Here is a 14,620-nt window from a genome sequence, read left to right as displayed (position 1 = left end):
CCCGGTGGAGGGGACAGGGAGGAAACGATGAGCGACTTTCAGGCGATCGCGGACCGGGTCGAGATCGAGGCGCTGCGCGGGGAGTTCACCGACGCGGTGATGATGCGTGACTACGACCGGGTCGCGTCGCTGTTCACCCCGGACGGCGTGTGGCGGATGCCGGACATCCCCGCCGAGATGTCCGGCCAGGAGCAGATCCGTGCCTGGGGCTGGAAAGTGCCGGATTTCGTGGACTTCCTGGTCCAGAACACCCATCCGGGCCTGATCCTTCTCGACGGCGACACCGCGTCCGGCCGTGCGTACATGTCCGAGGTCGGGCGAGGCCGCGACGGACGGTCCGGGGTGAACTACGCCATCTACCACGACCGGTACCGGCGCACCCCGGACGGCTGGAGGTTCGCCGAGCGCGTCTACGAGATCCGGTACCTCGACGAAAGCCCCCTGACCGGCTCCGTGCCCGCGCGCGGCGCGGACGCCCGCTGACGGATCCCGTCGCAGCGAAGCGGACTGGACGCCCCACAAGCGGAACAGCCACACCACAAACGGAACCGTCGCACTACGGACGGAACAACCCCACCACAAACGACCAGGAGAACCGGACCTGACCAGGATCGGCATCATCCTCGGCAGCACCCGCCCCCACCGCAGCGGCAACAGGTCGCCGGCTGGGTCCATGACACCGTATCGCGTCGCACCGACGCCGAGTTCGAGCTGATCGACCTGCGCGACCACCCGCTCCCCCACCTGGACGAGCCACTGGGGGCCATGCACGGCCACTATCAGCATGCGCACACACGGGCCTGGGCGACCAGGATCGCTTCGTTCGACGGATTCGTCATGGTCACCGCCGAGTACAACCGCTCCACCTCCGGCGTGCTCAAGAACGCCCTCGACCACCTCTACGCGGAATGGCAGAACAAGGCGGCCGGGTTCGTCTCCTACGGCGTCGCAGGTGGCGCCCGGGCGGCCGAACAGCTGCGGCTGATCTGCGGCGCGCTGCACACGGCCGCCATGAGCCAGCAGGTCACGCTGTCGCTGACGACCGAGTTCGAGCACTACACCACCCTCAAGCCGGCCGCCCACAGTGCCACCGCCCTGGACACGTTGCTGGACCAGATCGTCGCCTGGAGCACCGCGCTCGCACCGCTGCGCGACGCGTCCCGGGCCGCCGTCTGAACGAGGCTCCAGTGTCACCGCATTGGCCCGGGGTGCCTCATCAGTCGTCCTCGCCGTCGGCCATGGCCGCCTCGTAGGCCCGTAGGGTCCGCACGAACATCTGCCGCTGTTCGGGGGTCAGGGGGTTCAGCGCCTGGCGCCAGGCATGCGCTCCGCGTGCCAGCCAGTCGTCGATGGCCGGTCGTTTGCCGTCGGTGATGCTGACGATGCGCCGGCGCCGGTCCGATTCGTCCTCGCGCCGCTCCAGGACGCCCTTCCGGCTCAGCTCCCCGACCATGAGGCTGACGGTGGTCGGGGCGACCTCCAGACGGGCCGCGAGGTCGTTCACGGTCATCGGCCCGTCGAACAGCAGGTAGGACAGCAGCGACAGGTGCCGCGGCGCGAGCGCGAGCGACTGGAGCTCCTCAGGCACCCGGATGCGCTTCGCACGCCCCACCATGCGAGGCATGAGCAGCAGCAACGCCCTGATCGACTCGTCGACCCCCGGCCCGGGACCGTTCGGGTTCGCCCTGCGGCGGCCCCGGCTCTCGTTTGACATCGACCATCCGTCCATTTAGCTTTGACTACAAAGATACTTGGCTTGCAAAGCAAAACTGCCTTCATCGTAACGACGCGTCCGAACGGAGCCGTGGTGCCACACTTCGAGGTACGGATCCACGAAGAGGAGCTCGACGGGAAGGTCGAGCGGAAGCTGGTCCTCGCCCTGACCGATGCGCTAGTCAGGGTGTACGGAGAGCAAGCGCGCGCCATGGCGGTCGTCGAGCTGTTCGGCATCCCGCGCCACCGCTGGGGAATCGGCGGTGAACCCGCCGCGGTGAACGCACCGATCGTCTCGCTCAACCTGCGCGAAGCCGCGTTGCACCTGCCGGGGACGGACGACGCGCCCAGGCAGCTGATCAGGTCCGTCACCGACGCCGTGGCCGAGGTCTTCGGCGAATCCGTCCGACGGCATGTGAGTGTGTACATCGTCGGCGTCCCCGCCGGACGCTCCGGCGTCGGCGGGGAAGTCGATCCGCCCCCGGCCGCCTGAGCACGAACCGTGCGTCCCTGCCTGTTGCGGCCCGCCTGCGGCCCGGACCGCGAGGTATCCGGCAGCCTCCGCAGCGGGTACAGCTGCACACGGCGACACACCGCACCCGCTCGACAGAAAGCGAATCCGATGATCTTCATTACGGCGAAGTTCCAGGTACTCCCCGAGCACGCGGACCAGTGGCCCGAGATCGCCGGCGAGTTCACCCGGGCCACCCGGGCGGAACCCGGCTGCCTCTGGTTCGACTGGTCGCGCAGCGTCGACGACGCCACGGAGTACGTGCTGGTCGAGGCGTTCCGCGACGAGGAGGCCGGGGCCGCCCACGTCCAGTCCGCGCACTTCCGCGCGGCACAGGAGAAGCTTCCGCGCCACCTGGCCCGCACACCGCGCATCGTGAACACGACGGTCGACCAGGACGGCTGGTCGGAGTTGGGCGAGATGGCGGTGGAGTAGGGCACCGGACGTCATCCCTCCGCCGTACCGGCAGAAACGGCCCTACCCGAGGAACGACAACCGCACCTGACGGTCGGGGTTGTCCCTGTTGGTGTCCACCAGGCACACCGACTGCCAGGTCCCGAGCTCCAGGCGACCGCCGATCACCGGCAGCGTCGCGTGCGGCGGGACGAAGGCGGGCAGGACGTGGTCGCGGCCGTGCCCGGGGCTGCCGTGGCGGTGCTGCCAGCGGTCGTCGGCGGGGAGCAGGGTGTGCAGGGCGGACAGCAGGTCGTCGTCGCTGCCGGCACCGGTCTCGATGATCGCAATCCCCGCGGTGGCGTGCGGGACGAAGACGTTGAGGAGCCCGTCGCGGCCGGACGCCGCCTCGCGCAGGAAGGACTCGCAGTCGCCGGTGATGTCGGCGACCCGCTCCGCCGAACCGGTGGCGAGGCTGAGGACTCGGGTGGTGAAGGCATCTGGCATGACCCCATCCTGTCACCGGGGGAAGATCGGGGCCTGCCACGCCGTTGGTAGAAACGTGAACAACACGCGCGAGGTCGAGGTCGTCGTCATCGGTGCCGGTCAGGCCGGGCTCGCCGCCGCCTATCACCTGCGGCGCACGGGGTTCGAGCCCGAGCGCGACTTCGTGGTGCTCGACCACTCCCCCGGGCCCGGCGGCGCCTGGCAGTTCCGCTGGCCGTCTCTGACGTACGGCAAGGTGCACGGGATGCACGCCCTGCCCGGGATGGAGCTGACCGGCGCGGATCCGGCGCGGCCGTCCGCCGAGGTGGTGAGCGGGTACTTCGCGGACTACGAGCGGACCTTCGACCTGCGGGTGCTGCGGCCGGTCGACGTGCGGGCCGTGCGCGAGGGGACGGGCGGGCGGCTGCTCGTCGAGACGTCGGCCGGTTCCTGGTCGACGCGTGCGCTGATCAACGCGACCGGCACCTGGGACCGGCCCTTCTGGCCGCGCTATCCGGGGCAGCAGACCTTCCGGGGACGGCAGTTGCACACCGCGCAGTACGCCGGACCCGAGGAGTTCGCCGGCCGGCGGGTGATCGTGGTGGGCGGTGGCGCCTCGGGGACGCAGCACCTGCTGGAGATCGGCCCGTACGCGGCGGCCACCACCTGGGTGACCAGGAGGCCCCCCGTCTTCCGCGAGGGGCCCTTCGACGAGGACGCAGGCCGGGCGGCGGTGGCGCTCGTGGAGGAGCGGGTGCGGCAGGGGCTGCCGCCGAAGAGCGTCGTGTCGGTGACCGGGCTGCCGCTGAACGACGCGGTCCGGGCCGGACTGGAGTCCGGGGTGCTGGACCGGCAGCCCATGTTCGACCGGATCACGCCCGAGGGGGTGGAGTGGAACGGCGGACGGCGGGTGGCCGCGGACGTCATCCTGTGGGCGACCGGATTCCGGGCCGCCGTCGACCATCTCAGGCCGCTGCGGCTGCGCGAGCAGGGTGGCGGTATCCGGGTCGAGGGGACGCGCGCGGTCGCCGACCCGCGGATCCACCTCGTCGGCTACGGCCCCTCCGCCAGCACCATCGGCGCCAACCGGGCGGGGCGCGCGGCCGTGCGGGACATCAGGCGGCTGCTGGCCGAGGGGGACCCGGTCGCCGCGTGACGCCCCGACCGGTCACTTGGCGGCCTCGGTCTCGGCCTGCTTCGAGGCGCTCTGCTGGAGGCGGTTGAACTCGTCGACGTTGCGCCGGTGTTCGGCGTAGTCGGCGGTGAAGCGCGTGTCGCCCGGCTTGACCGTGACGAAGTAGAGCCAGTCACCGGGGGTCGGGTTGATCGCGGCGCTCATCGCCTCGTCGCCCGGATTGGCGATGGGGGTGGGCGGCAGCCCCATGCGCTGGTACGAGTTGTAAGGACTGTCGATCTTCGTGTCCCGGTCGGTGGTCCTCAGGGTGGAACGGCCCAGGGCGTAGTTGATGGTGGAGTCCATCTGCAACGGCATGCCGCGTTCCAGCCGGTTGAAGATCACCCGGGCGACCTTGCCCATGTCCTCCGCGGTGGCGGCCTCCGCCTGCACGATGCTGGCGATGGTGACCGCCTGGTAGACGTTCAGCGCGTTGCGCTGGGCGCCCGCGGCGACCGGCGCGCCGGTGAACTTCTTGTTCGCCGTGTCGACCATGGCGGTCAGCAGCTTCTCCGGGGTCGGGTTCTCGCCCAGCGGGTAGGTCGCGGGGAAGAGATAGCCCTCGGGGTTGCCCTCGGCGTCGTTGGGCAGCTTGAGGTTGGCCTTGGCCAGGGACTTCTTGGTGGTGCCCGCGGGCAGGGCGAGGGCCTTGTCGACGGCCCCGTAGACCTGGGTCGCGCGCCGGCCCTCCGGGATCACCAGGGAGGTGGGGCGGGACTCGCCCTCCTCGTCCGTCGTCAGCAACGGCACCGCCACCGCGGTGCCGGCGACGACGGCGCCGACCGCGATCAGGGCGATACGGCCCCGGCGCGTCAGCCGGATCGTTCTTCTGGGGCCTCTCGGGCTTCTGGGACCTCTGAGGCCGGTGGAGCCACTGAGGCTCCCCCTGGGACCTCTGGCACTCGTCGCGCTTCTCACGCTTCGCACGCTTCTCGCGCTCCGTGGCGGAGTGTTCATCTGCATGCGGGCACGGTAACCCCCATATGACAGCAAACCCGGCATATCGTCATCTTGTCGGCTCCAGTCGGGCGTCCCGGCGGACCAGCGCGGCATACCTCCCGTCCTGCGCCAGCAACGCCTCGTGCGTGCCCTGTTCTGCCGGGCGTCCGGAGTCGAGGACCACGATCCGGTCGGCACCTTGGACGGTGGAGAGGCGGTGCGCGATGGTGATCGTGGTGCGGTTGGCGGACAGGGCGTCGATGGCGCCCTGCACAGCGGCCTCGGTACGGGTGTCCAGGGCGCTCGTCGCCTCGTCCAGGACGAGGACGGGCGGGTCGCGCAGGATGGTGCGGGCGATGGCCAGGCGCTGCTTCTCGCCGCCGGAGAAACGGTGGCCGCGCTCGCCGACCACGGTGTCGTAGCCGTCGGGCAGGGCAGCGATGTGGTCGTGGATCTGGGCCGCCCTCGCCGCCGCCTCCAACTCCTCGTCCGTGGCGTCCGGCTTGGCGAAGCGCAGGTTCTCGGCGACGGAGGCGTGGAAGAGGTACGTCTCCTGCGAGACGACGCCGACCGCACGGGCCAGGGTGTCGAAGTCGAGGTCGCGCACGTCCACCCCGTCGAGGGTGACCCGGCCACCGGTCACGTCGTACAGCCGTGGCACCAGGTGGCCGAGCGTGGACTTGCCCGCGCCGGTGGGACCGACGACGGCGAGACTGCTGCCTGCGGGGACGGTGATGTCGATGCCGTCGAGCACCGGGCCGCCCTTGCCCTCGTAGCCGAACTCGACGTTCTCGAAGCGGACCTCGCCCTTGACGTGGTCGAGGTGGACGGGGTCCTGCCGCTCGGTGATGTCGATCGGCAGGTCGAGGTACTCGAAGATGCGCTGGAAGAGCGCGAGCGAGGTCTGGATCTGCACCCCCGTCGACAGCAGGCTCACGGTCGGACGGAACAGCCCCTGCTGGAGGGAGACGAACGCCACGATCGTGCCGAGGGAGACGTCGGGGCCGCCGAGTTGCAGGGCGATGCCCGCGGTCCAGTAGATGACGGCCGGCATCGCGGCCATGACGATCGTGATGACGGCCATCCGCCAGCGGCCCGCCATGTTCGACCTCACTTCCAGGTCGACCAGGCTCTCGGACTCGTCGGCGAAGGCGCGGGTGAGCGAGTCGGAACGGCCCATGGTGCGGCCGAGCAGGATTCCGCTGACGGAGAGCGACTCGGTGACCGTGGCGGCCATCGCCGCCATCCGCTTCTGCCGTCGGGTGGTGATCTTCCTGCGCTCCCTGCCGACGCGGCGGCTGATCCACACGAAGACCGGGAGGAGGAGCAACGAGACGACGGTGAGGCGCCAGTCGAGGACGACCATGGCGACGATCGTGGCGACCACGCTGGTGAGGTTGGACACCAGGGAGGTCGCCGTGGAGGTGACGGTGGCCTGCATGCCGCCGATGTCGTTGGCGATGCGGGACTGGACCTCGCCGGTGCGGGTGCGGGTGAAGAAGGCGAGGGACATCTGCTGGAGCCGTCCGTAGACGGCGGTGCGCAGGTCGTGCATGACGCGCTGGCCCACGGTCGTGGAGATCAGGGTCTGCAGCACACCGAAGACGCTGGTGAGGACGGCACCGAAGATCATGCCGAGGGCGAGCAGGCTCAGCAGGCCCGTGCGCCCCTCGGGGATGGCGACGTCGAGGATCTCCTTGAGCAGGAAGGGCGTGGCGACCGACACCAGGGACGCGGCGCCGACCAGCAGGCCGACGACCGCGAGGCGGCCTCGGTAGGGGCGGAACAGCTTGAGGATGCGGCGCACCTGCCGGGGGTGTTCCCCGGCGTCGGCGGGTGCGGTCCAGGCGGATTCGCGATCGGGGTGCATGGGCTCCTTCGGAGGGGGCGAGGGGAGGTCTGCGAGGTCGCGTGGAGCGCAGACCCCGGGGCCTGCCGCAGGCATTCGCGGACCTTACGGATCATAGGTCATTGTTACCTATACTCACAATGAACATCATCCTGATATTGTTCCCCCATGACCGCCCCCGATCCCGACGGCCTGCTCGCCGAGCAGCTGCTGCGGCTCACCCGCCGGGTGCACCGCATCCAGAAGCGCCATCTCGAGCACCGCGACCTCGGCATCACCCCGGCACAGTCCCGGCTGCTGCGCACGCTGGCGCACTACGGCTCGCCGCCGCGCATGGCGGACCTCGCCGAGCGCCTGGAGGTCGTGCCTCGGGCGGTGACGACGCTGGTCGACGGGCTGGAAGCCGCCGGGAAGGTGCGCCGTGTCCCGGATCCCGCCAACCGCCGGGTCATCCGGATCGAGTTGACCGACGACGGACGCGCGGCACTCGGGGAACTGCGCGGTGCCCGCCGGTGCGCCGCCGAGGAGATCCTGGCCCCGCTCACGGACGAGCAGCGCACGGTGCTGGGCGGGCTGCTGGACACCCTGATCGACGGGCCCGACATCGACCAGGGCCGCCGGACGGCGTGAATCCGAGCAGTCCGGTGCCCGGGAAGCCCGGGAAGCCGGCAAGCCCGGACTCAGGCCTTCAGGTGCGCCTTGTCCCCCATCACCACCACGGGATGGCGGTCCGGATCCAACGTGCGCAGCAGGTACTCCATCGCCTGCTTGGGCAGGCTGACGCAGGCCGACGTACCACTGCCGTGGTCCATGTGCAGCCAGATCGAACCGCCCTTCGAGGTCCCCTCGGGGCGGGTCGGATCGTTCGGCGGGGTGCCTTTGACACGGTTGTAGTCGATGGCGATGACGTAGTCGAAGTCGTGCCAGTACGCCTTCGCCCACCACCGCGGTGCCGCGATGTCGGCGGACCTGCTGTACGGCAGGCCGGCGCCCGGGGCGGGGTCCGGGTCCGGGAGCACACCGCCCGCGTCGCTGAGTGTGAACACACCGACCGGGCTGCGCTTGTCGTTCTCGTGATGGTCGGTCGTCCACCCCTTGGTTCCGTTGTGCGCCGCCCAACTCCGGGCGCGGTGCCAGGCGGAGCCCTGCTTCGTGTAGAAGACGACCGTGGAGTCGGCCGAGTCCCTGCCGTCTCCGTAGACCACGACGACCTGGCGCGAGTCGCCGGGGATGCGCCTCTGGAACCCGTCGCCGACGCCGGGGATCCTCGTGGGATCGCTCGCCACGCCGTTGCGGCCCTCGCCCGGGGGTCCGCTCGCCCGAGAGTCCGCCCCGTCCCCCGACGGGCCGCCGCAGGCGGACAGCACCGTCACCGCCATCAGGGATCCAAGGGCCGCCGCCGCGACCGCCGTACGCCGTCCACCACCACGTGCCATCCGTCCATCGTCGCACCACTCCCCGCGGGCTTGCCGTCAGGACCGCTGCGGGCGGGCGCGGACGGGCCGCTGCGGGAGCGTGCGGAGGCCGTCCGGCGGAGCGCAGCCGGATTCGTACCCCCTCGCGGAAAACCGCTTGATTTTGGGCACGTGACGACGCGAACCTGTCACGGTTTGCAGCCTCTTGATGCCGCATAGCAACGGCACCCCCTGACACGAGCCACTGGGACGTCATGCAGATCCAAGACCTTCCGTATCCCGACCCGGGTGTGCCGGACGCACGCTCGGGCCCCCGATTCCTGTGGTGGCTGTTCCGCAACCAGCTCGGTGGCCAACTCAAGTCACTGGCCTGGGGCCTGCTGCACTTCGCCTCCGTCTCCGCCCTGCCCTTCTGTGTCGGTCTCGCCGTCCAGGCGGTCGTCGACCGCTCCGGCAGCAGGCTCGCTGTCGCGGGCGGCGTCATGGTCGTGTGTTGCGTCGGCAATGCCCTCGGCGACACCTTCCTGCACCGCTCCGCCGTCACCAACTGGATCACCGCAGCGGCCCGCGTCCAGCAACTGCTGGCCCGCAAGACAGCGGTGCTGGGCTCGGCCCTGACCCGGCGCGTGGCGGCCGGTGAGGTCGTGGCCGTGTCCACCGGCGACGTCGAGAAGATCGGCTGGTTCGTGGAGGCCGTCTCCCGCTTCACCGCTGCCGCGCTCACCGTCGTACTGGTCTGCGTGGCCCTGGTCGTCTACCAGCCGGCGCTCGGTGTCGTCGTGATCGTGGGTCTGCCCGTCCTGGCCCTCGCCGTGCTGCCCCTGCTGCCCCGCGCCACCCGGCGGGCCGACGTCCAGCGCGACAAGGCCGGCCGCGCCACCGAACTGGCCTCCGACACCGTTGCCGGGCTGCGCGTGCTGCGCGGCATCGGCGGCGAGGAACTCTTCCTGGACCGCTACCGCACCGCCTCCCAGGAGGTGCGCCACGCGGCCGTGCGCAGCGCCCGCATGTGGTCCCTGATCTCCGCGATCCAGGTGCTGCTGCCGGGGCTGCTGCTGATCGCGGTGGTGTGGCACGGCGTGCACCTGGCCCGCGAGGGCCGCATCGGCGTCGGCGAACTCGTCACCGTCTACAGCTCCGTCATGATCCTCACCTACCCTCTGCGGCACTTCGAGGAGATCGCCATGGCGTACTCCTTCTCCCGGCCCTCGGCCAAGCGGGCGGCGCGCGTACTGTCCCTGGAACGTGCCACGGACACCGGGGGTTCGCGCGCCGCCGAGGTCCCCACCGGGGACCTGTACGACCCGGCCACGGGCCTGCTGGCTCCGGCGGGCCGGCTCACCGCCGTGGTGTGCGGAGACCCGGACACGGCCGGGCGGCTGGCGGAGCGGCTCGGTGGGCACCCCTCGGAGCAGGGTGTGTCGGCCCTGCTGGGCGGGGTGCCACTGGACGAGCTGCCTCTGAAGTCCGCACGCACCGCGGTCCTGGTGCAGGACAAGGACCCGGTACTGCTCTCCGGAACGCTGCGCGAGCTGCTGGACGTGCCCGCGTCCGGTGCCGTTGCCGCCGAGGACGCCTTGGCCGCCGCCCAGTGCGGTGACGTGTTGACGGCCCTCGGGCAGGGCTCGCTCGGCGGCGACGACCCCATGGACGCCCGCATCACCGAGCGGGGCCGGTCGTTGTCGGGCGGCCAGCGCCAGCGGCTGGCACTGGCCCGGTCCCTGATCACCGACCCGGAGGCGCTGGTCCTCGACGAACCGACCTCGGCCGTCGACTCCCACACCGAGGCGCGGATCGCGGACGGCGTACGGGCCCTGCGCGCGGGGCGCACCACGGTGGTGTTCACCTCGTCGCCGCTGCTGCTCGACCGCGCGGACCGGATCGTGTTCCTGCACGACGGCGAGGTCGCCGCGGTCGGCGCCCACCGGGAGCTGCTGCACACCGAGCCCCGGTACCGGGCGGTGGTGACCCGCGAGACCGACGAGGAGAGCGCGGCGCACCCGGAGGCCGTACCGGCCGGCGGAAAGCCGGCACGGCCCCTCACCGGCGACGGCCGCGTCGATGACCACGACGGCGACCTGAGTGACGACGTACTGCACCGACTGGAAGAGATCGAGGAGACGGCATGATCGGCGTCGCCCCACCGTCCTACGACCCGGCGGCCCCCACGACGACCAGCACCCTGCCCGTCGCCGCCCGCCCGACCGTGCGGGCGTACGTGGGAGAACTGCTGCGCCGGCACCGACGGGCCTTCCTCTTCCTCGTCACCGTCAACACCGTCGCCGTGCTCGCCTCGATGGCGGGCCCCTACCTGCTGGGCGGGCTCGTGGAGCGGGTCTCGGACGACGCGCGCGAGCTGCGTCTCGGCCTCACGACCACGCTCTGCGTACTCGCCCTCGTGGTGCAGGCCGTGTTCGTGCGCGAGGTACGGCTGCGGGGGGCCATGCTCGGCGAGCGGATGCTGGCCGATCTGCGCGAGGACTTCCTCGTGCGTTCGGTCGGGCTGCCGCCCGGCGTGCTGGAACGGGCCGGCACGGGCGACCTCCTCTCCCGGATCACCACGGACGTCGACCGGCTCGCCAACGCCATGCGCGAGGCCGTGCCCCAGCTCGCGATCGGCGCCGTGTGGGTGGTGCTGCTGCTCGGCGGCCTGGTGGTCACGGCGCCGCCCCTGGCGCCCGCGGTGCTGATCGCGGTGCCGCTGCTGGTCATCGGCTGCCGCTGGTACTTCCGCCGGGCTCCCTCCGCCTACCGCTCGGAGGCCGCCGGGTACGCCGCGGTGGCCGCCGCGCTCGCCGAGACGGTGGACGCCGGACGCACCGTCGAGTCCCACCGCCTCGACGCCCGTCGCATCGAACTGTCGGAGCGCCGGATCAGGCAGTGGACGGCCTGGGAGCGGTACACCCTCTGGCTGCGTTCGGTGCTCTTCCCCGTCATCAACGTCACCCATGTGACCGTGCTCGCCTCCGTTCTGCTCATCGGTGGTGTCTTCGTACTCCAGGGCTGGATCGGGGTCGGCCAGCTGACCACGGCCGCCCTGATCGCGCAGATGCTCGTCGACCCGGTCGGCATCATCCTGCGCTGGTACGACGAGCTGCAGGTGGCCCAGGTCTCCCTGGCCCGGCTGGTGGGCGTGCGGGACATCGAGCCGGACGCCGGTGACGGCACGCTGGCCCCCGACGGACGGCACGTGCACGCCGACCGCGTGCACTTCGGCTACCTCGAGGGCGTGGACGTGCTGCGCAAGGTGTCGCTGGAGGTCGCCCCCGGCAGCAGGCTGGCCCTGGTCGGGCCCTCGGGCGCCGGCAAGTCCACCCTGGGCCGGCTGCTCGCCGGCATCTACGGTCCTCGCGAGGGCCGGATCACCCTGGGCGGCGCGGAACTGTCCCGGATGTCCGCGGAGCGGGTCCGCTCGCACGTCGCCCTCGTCAACCAGGAGCACCACGTCTTCGTGGGCTCCCTGCGCGACAACCTCCGGCTCGCCAGGACCGGTGCCACCGACGCCGAGCTGTGGGCGGCGCTGGGCGCGGTCGACGCGGACGACTGGTCCCGGGGGCTCGACGAGGGCCTGGACACCGAGGTCGGCTCGGGCGGCTTCGCGCTCACCCCGGCGCAGGCCCAGCAGATCGCGCTGGCCCGTCTGGTGCTGGCCGACCCGCACACCCTGGTGCTGGACGAGGCGACGTCCCTGCTCGACCCACGGGCCGCACGCCATCTCGAACGGTCCCTGGCCCGAGTCCTGGACGGACGCACGGTGATCGCGATCGCCCACCGCCTGCACACCGCCCACGACGCGGACGTCATCGCCGTGGTCGAGAACGGCCGGATCTGTGAGCTGGGCAGCCACGACGAACTCGTCGCGGCGGACGGCGCCTACGCGGCGCTGTGGCGGTCCTGGCACGGGTAGCCACGGCGCACTACTCCGTCGGGACGGGCTGGTTCCGGACGGGCTGGTTCCGGACAGGGTGGCCGGTCCGGCCGGGGTCGGCTCGGGCCGGGGTCGGCTCGGGCCGGGGTCGCCCGCAGACGGGGCGACCGGAGAGGGGCCGGCCGGAGACGGGCCGGCCGGAGACGGGCCGGCCGGAGACGGGCCGGCCGTCCGAAGCCATCCTGCTCGGGCCAGGTCGAGCACCGGGCGGTGCCGCCGGACGGGTCGGGCGAGTCGGGCGCGCCCTCGGTGGGCGGTCGGGTGGCGGGCCGGAGCCGGACGCGCCGCCGGTGCCGGGTCGGTCCGCACGGGCCAGCCGGACCGGTGGAACCGGAGGGGCCGACCTGGCGGGTACCCCGGCGGGCTCCGTGCCGTTGCGCGGTCCCGAACGGGAGTGGAAGGCTGGGAGGAGGCACCGGCTCGAGGTTGGCCCGGGAACCGCGCGGTTCCGCGACGGGCGAGGCCTGTGCCCCGTGCAGCGGCGGCCCGCCGCGGGCCACGGTGAGAAGGGGCCGGTCCCCACCCCCTGGAGGTATCCGTGAACAGCGTCGACGGATGGGGAGATGACGTCTACCAGCCCGACGGATCCGAGCAGAGGGAGGACACCGGACTGCTCGACGGTGAGGACACCCTCGAGGAGGACGGTGTCGACGATCCCCTCGACCGCGGCTGGTCGCCGCCCGAGCGCCCCTGGGCGGTGGAGCACACCGGAGTGACGGCCGCCGAACGCCACCGCGGCGAAACGCTGGACCAGCGGCTCGCCGAGGAGCGCCCGGACGAGCTCGCGCCCGACGGCGACGGGCTGGGCGACTCCGACGGCACCGACGGGGAGCTGCTGGACAACGAGGTCGGCGCGGACCGCTCCGGCCGGCTGGTGGCACCCGACGAAGGGGCGCACGAGGACGAGGAGCCGGCGCTGGTGGCCATGGACGTGGGCATCGACGGCGCGGCCGCCTCCGCCGAGGAGGCCGCGATGCACGTGGTCGACGAGGACTCCCTGCCCGGCTGACACCACTGGCGACGGCTGCCCCGTGCCGTCGCTCCCACCCACCGTGCGGTACAAGGAGCAGCCATGCAGCAGGACAAGCATCCGGACTACCGGCCCGTCGTCTTCCGTGACCGCAGTGCCGGGTACGCCTTCCTGACCCGGTCCACCGCGACCAGCGACCAGACCATCGCGTGGGACGACGGCGAGACCTACCCGGTGGTGGACGTGGAGATCTCCTCGGAGAGCCACCCCTTCTACACGGGCAAGGCGCGAACGGTGGACTCGGAGGGGCGCGTCGCCCGCTTCGAGCGGCGTTACGGCGCGGGCGAGGGGCAGGACGCCGGAGAGACCGGCTGAGCCGGCCGGATCCGCGTCGCTCAGATGAAGTTGAGTGCCGCCGCGCCGCCCACTCCCCCGAGCAGCATGAACACCGGCATCAGCACTTTCAGCTCCACCCAGCTGCCCGCTCGGAACCGCATGGCCTTCGGCGGACCGATCGGGTACCACCGCTTGCGGCCCACCGGTATCGGCCAGAGTATCGGGCAGCCGGAAACGGTCAGCGCGTCCCCGATGTCGTGCACCAGCGCGCCGAGCACGATCGGCAGCCCCAGCCACAGGTACTCCTGGCCCGGCGCCGTGAACAGCCAGTCGGCGCCACCGTCCGGCTTGTCCAGGATGCCGGCGAGGATCCACGCGCTGGTCCCGGCCAGCAGCCAGACCAACACGTCGCTGCTGGAGCCGCGGGTGGCCCGCCAGAGCAGCCCCTCGATGGCCAGCACCATGTGCACGAAGAGGATCGCCAGCACCGCCCACCGGCCGCCCGTGATGGCCAGGACCGAGGTGCCCCCGCCGATCAGGACCGCCCACAGCCAGGTGTGCGTGAGCGTACGGTGTCCGCCGGAGCGGCGCGGGTCGCCCCGCTTCTTCGTGGCCTTGTAGACCGCGTAGGACAGCTTGTCGACGATCTCGCACAGCCCCCGTGAGACCGGTCCGAAGGCCCGCGAGATGGTGGCCGCCTTGTGGTCGAGATCCGGGGCGAGCGCGGCTCCGGCACAGATCAGGGCTCCGGCGAGCAGCACCGGCCAGGGCATCGGTTGTCCCATGGCGGCGGTCGCCGCCCCGACGCCGAGCCACGCCGCGGCGCCCGACAGTGAGTGTGCTGGTCCCATCATCGCCGTTGCCCGCCCCATTCCTCGTGTGCCGCTGTGCAGTTGTCCGGGTCCG

16 protein-coding genes are annotated in these 14,620 nt (G+C 71.7%); 10 read left to right on the top strand and 6 right to left on the bottom strand.

Translation table 11 applies throughout. The features are described from left to right. The first annotated feature begins 27 nt into the window (after window positions 1-27). Both IE94_RS0111435 and IE94_RS35400 read left to right on the top strand, forming a co-directional pair. A complete protein-coding gene (locus IE94_RS0111435; protein WP_030181966.1) occupies window positions 28-483 on the top strand; it encodes a nuclear transport factor 2 family protein in 456 nt (151 codons plus the stop codon). A gap of 3 nt (window positions 484-486) precedes the next feature. Beyond that, a complete protein-coding gene (locus tag IE94_RS35400) occupies window positions 487-1,176 on the top strand; it encodes an NADPH-dependent FMN reductase (RefSeq protein ID WP_342450753.1) in 690 nt (229 codons plus the stop codon). Between the two features lie 40 nt (window positions 1,177-1,216). Here the strand turns inward: IE94_RS35400 and IE94_RS0111425 are convergent, their stop codons facing one another. After that, window positions 1,217-1,714 (bottom strand): MarR family winged helix-turn-helix transcriptional regulator, encoded by a 498-nt coding sequence (locus IE94_RS0111425; RefSeq protein ID WP_051777423.1) that lies wholly within the window; start codon window positions 1,712-1,714, stop codon window positions 1,217-1,219. A 93-nt stretch (window positions 1,715-1,807) separates the two neighbouring features. Between IE94_RS0111425 and IE94_RS0111420 the strand changes: the two genes are divergently transcribed. Then, window positions 1,808-2,206, top strand: coding sequence for a tautomerase family protein (locus IE94_RS0111420; protein WP_030181960.1), 399 nt, complete (start codon window positions 1,808-1,810; stop codon window positions 2,204-2,206). Between the two features lie 129 nt (window positions 2,207-2,335). Next, window positions 2,336-2,659: a putative quinol monooxygenase gene (locus tag IE94_RS0111415; protein WP_030181958.1), complete on the top strand. Its 324-nt coding sequence runs from the start codon at window positions 2,336-2,338 to the stop codon at window positions 2,657-2,659. Window positions 2,660-2,701: 42 nt separating this feature from the next. On the opposite strand, the gene IE94_RS0111410 is transcribed toward IE94_RS0111415, so the two are convergent. Then, window positions 2,702-3,124 (bottom strand): YjbQ family protein, encoded by a 423-nt coding sequence (locus tag IE94_RS0111410; RefSeq protein WP_030181955.1) that lies wholly within the window; start codon window positions 3,122-3,124, stop codon window positions 2,702-2,704. Between the two features lie 55 nt (window positions 3,125-3,179). Between IE94_RS0111410 and IE94_RS0111405 the strand changes: the two genes are divergently transcribed. Beyond that, window positions 3,180-4,259 carry an NAD(P)-binding domain-containing protein gene (locus tag IE94_RS0111405; RefSeq protein ID WP_030181953.1) on the top strand — a complete coding sequence of 360 codons (1,080 nt, stop codon included), beginning with the start codon at window positions 3,180-3,182 and terminating at the stop codon, window positions 4,257-4,259. 12 nt (window positions 4,260-4,271) lie between these two features. On the opposite strand, the gene mltG is transcribed toward IE94_RS0111405, so the two are convergent. Together mltG and IE94_RS0111395 are read right to left on the bottom strand one after the other, a co-directional pair. Beyond that, the gene (mltG, locus tag IE94_RS0111400; protein WP_209441058.1) at window positions 4,272-5,093 is read right to left on the bottom strand and encodes an endolytic transglycosylase MltG; all 822 of its coding nucleotides are present in this window, start codon (window positions 5,091-5,093) and stop codon (window positions 4,272-4,274) included. A gap of 190 nt (window positions 5,094-5,283) precedes the next feature. Next, window positions 5,284-7,086, bottom strand: coding sequence for an ABC transporter ATP-binding protein (locus IE94_RS0111395; protein ID WP_030181948.1), 1,803 nt, complete (start codon window positions 7,084-7,086; stop codon window positions 5,284-5,286). Window positions 7,087-7,233: 147 nt separating this feature from the next. On the opposite strand from IE94_RS0111395, the gene IE94_RS0111390 reads away from it, so the two are divergent. Then, window positions 7,234-7,695, top strand: coding sequence for a MarR family winged helix-turn-helix transcriptional regulator (locus IE94_RS0111390; protein WP_030181944.1), 462 nt, complete (start codon window positions 7,234-7,236; stop codon window positions 7,693-7,695). Window positions 7,696-7,745: 50 nt separating this feature from the next. Here IE94_RS0111390 and IE94_RS0111385 read toward each other — a convergent pair whose 3' ends face one another. Then, window positions 7,746-8,501, bottom strand: coding sequence for a L,D-transpeptidase family protein (locus IE94_RS0111385; protein ID WP_030181941.1), 756 nt, complete (start codon window positions 8,499-8,501; stop codon window positions 7,746-7,748). Between the two features lie 233 nt (window positions 8,502-8,734). On the opposite strand from IE94_RS0111385, the gene IE94_RS0111380 reads away from it, so the two are divergent. The 4 genes from IE94_RS0111380 (at window position 8,735) to IE94_RS0111365 (ending at window position 13,753) form a co-directional block, all read left to right on the top strand. Further along, complete coding sequence (locus IE94_RS0111380) at window positions 8,735-10,609, top strand: ABC transporter transmembrane domain-containing protein (protein WP_030181938.1); 1,875 nt, start codon at window positions 8,735-8,737, stop codon at window positions 10,607-10,609. Then, window positions 10,606-12,387, top strand: a complete 1,782-nt coding sequence (locus IE94_RS0111375) for an ABC transporter ATP-binding protein (protein WP_030181936.1) — start codon at window positions 10,606-10,608, stop codon at window positions 12,385-12,387. The genes IE94_RS0111380 and IE94_RS0111375 overlap by 4 nt, the downstream gene beginning before the upstream one ends. A 559-nt stretch (window positions 12,388-12,946) precedes the next feature. Next, window positions 12,947-13,417: a DUF5709 domain-containing protein gene (locus IE94_RS0111370; protein WP_030181933.1), complete on the top strand. Its 471-nt coding sequence runs from the start codon at window positions 12,947-12,949 to the stop codon at window positions 13,415-13,417. Window positions 13,418-13,480: 63 nt separating this feature from the next. Continuing rightward, window positions 13,481-13,753, top strand: a complete 273-nt coding sequence (locus tag IE94_RS0111365; RefSeq protein WP_030181930.1) for a type B 50S ribosomal protein L31 — start codon at window positions 13,481-13,483, stop codon at window positions 13,751-13,753. 20 nt (window positions 13,754-13,773) lie between these two features. Here the strand turns inward: IE94_RS0111365 and IE94_RS0111360 are convergent, their stop codons facing one another. Continuing rightward, entirely contained in the window at window positions 13,774-14,568 is a 795-nt protein-coding gene (locus IE94_RS0111360; RefSeq protein ID WP_030181928.1) for a metal-dependent hydrolase, read from the bottom strand. Between the last annotated feature and the right edge of the window lie 52 nt (window positions 14,569-14,620).

Source organism: Streptomyces violaceorubidus (assembly GCF_000717995.1).
Lineage (GTDB): Bacteria > Actinomycetota > Actinomycetes > Streptomycetales > Streptomycetaceae > Streptomyces > Streptomyces violaceorubidus.
This window is presented reverse-complemented; position numbering and strand designations above follow the sequence as displayed.

Excerpts from the sequence above, each read along its gene's own strand:
- IE94_RS0111365 (WP_030181930.1), top strand. The coding sequence starts at position 13,481 with ATGCAGCAGGACAAGCATCCGGACTACCGGCCCGTCGTCTTCCGTGAC.
- IE94_RS0111415 (WP_030181958.1), top strand. The coding sequence starts at position 2,336 with ATGATCTTCATTACGGCGAAGTTCCAGGTACTCCCCGAGCACGCGGAC.
- IE94_RS0111410 (WP_030181955.1), bottom strand. The coding sequence starts at position 3,124 with ATGCCAGATGCCTTCACCACCCGAGTCCTCAGCCTCGCCACCGGTTCG.
- IE94_RS0111380 (WP_030181938.1), top strand. The coding sequence starts at position 8,735 with ATGCAGATCCAAGACCTTCCGTATCCCGACCCGGGTGTGCCGGACGCA.
- IE94_RS0111375 (WP_030181936.1), top strand. The coding sequence starts at position 10,606 with ATGATCGGCGTCGCCCCACCGTCCTACGACCCGGCGGCCCCCACGACG.
- IE94_RS0111360 (WP_030181928.1), bottom strand. The coding sequence starts at position 14,568 with ATGATGGGACCAGCACACTCACTGTCGGGCGCCGCGGCGTGGCTCGGC.
- IE94_RS0111390 (WP_030181944.1), top strand. The coding sequence starts at position 7,234 with ATGACCGCCCCCGATCCCGACGGCCTGCTCGCCGAGCAGCTGCTGCGG.
- IE94_RS0111395 (WP_030181948.1), bottom strand. The coding sequence starts at position 7,086 with ATGCACCCCGATCGCGAATCCGCCTGGACCGCACCCGCCGACGCCGGG.
- IE94_RS0111425 (WP_051777423.1), bottom strand. The coding sequence starts at position 1,714 with ATGTCAAACGAGAGCCGGGGCCGCCGCAGGGCGAACCCGAACGGTCCC.
- IE94_RS0111385 (WP_030181941.1), bottom strand. The coding sequence starts at position 8,501 with ATGGCACGTGGTGGTGGACGGCGTACGGCGGTCGCGGCGGCGGCCCTT.
- IE94_RS0111435 (WP_030181966.1), top strand. The coding sequence starts at position 28 with ATGAGCGACTTTCAGGCGATCGCGGACCGGGTCGAGATCGAGGCGCTG.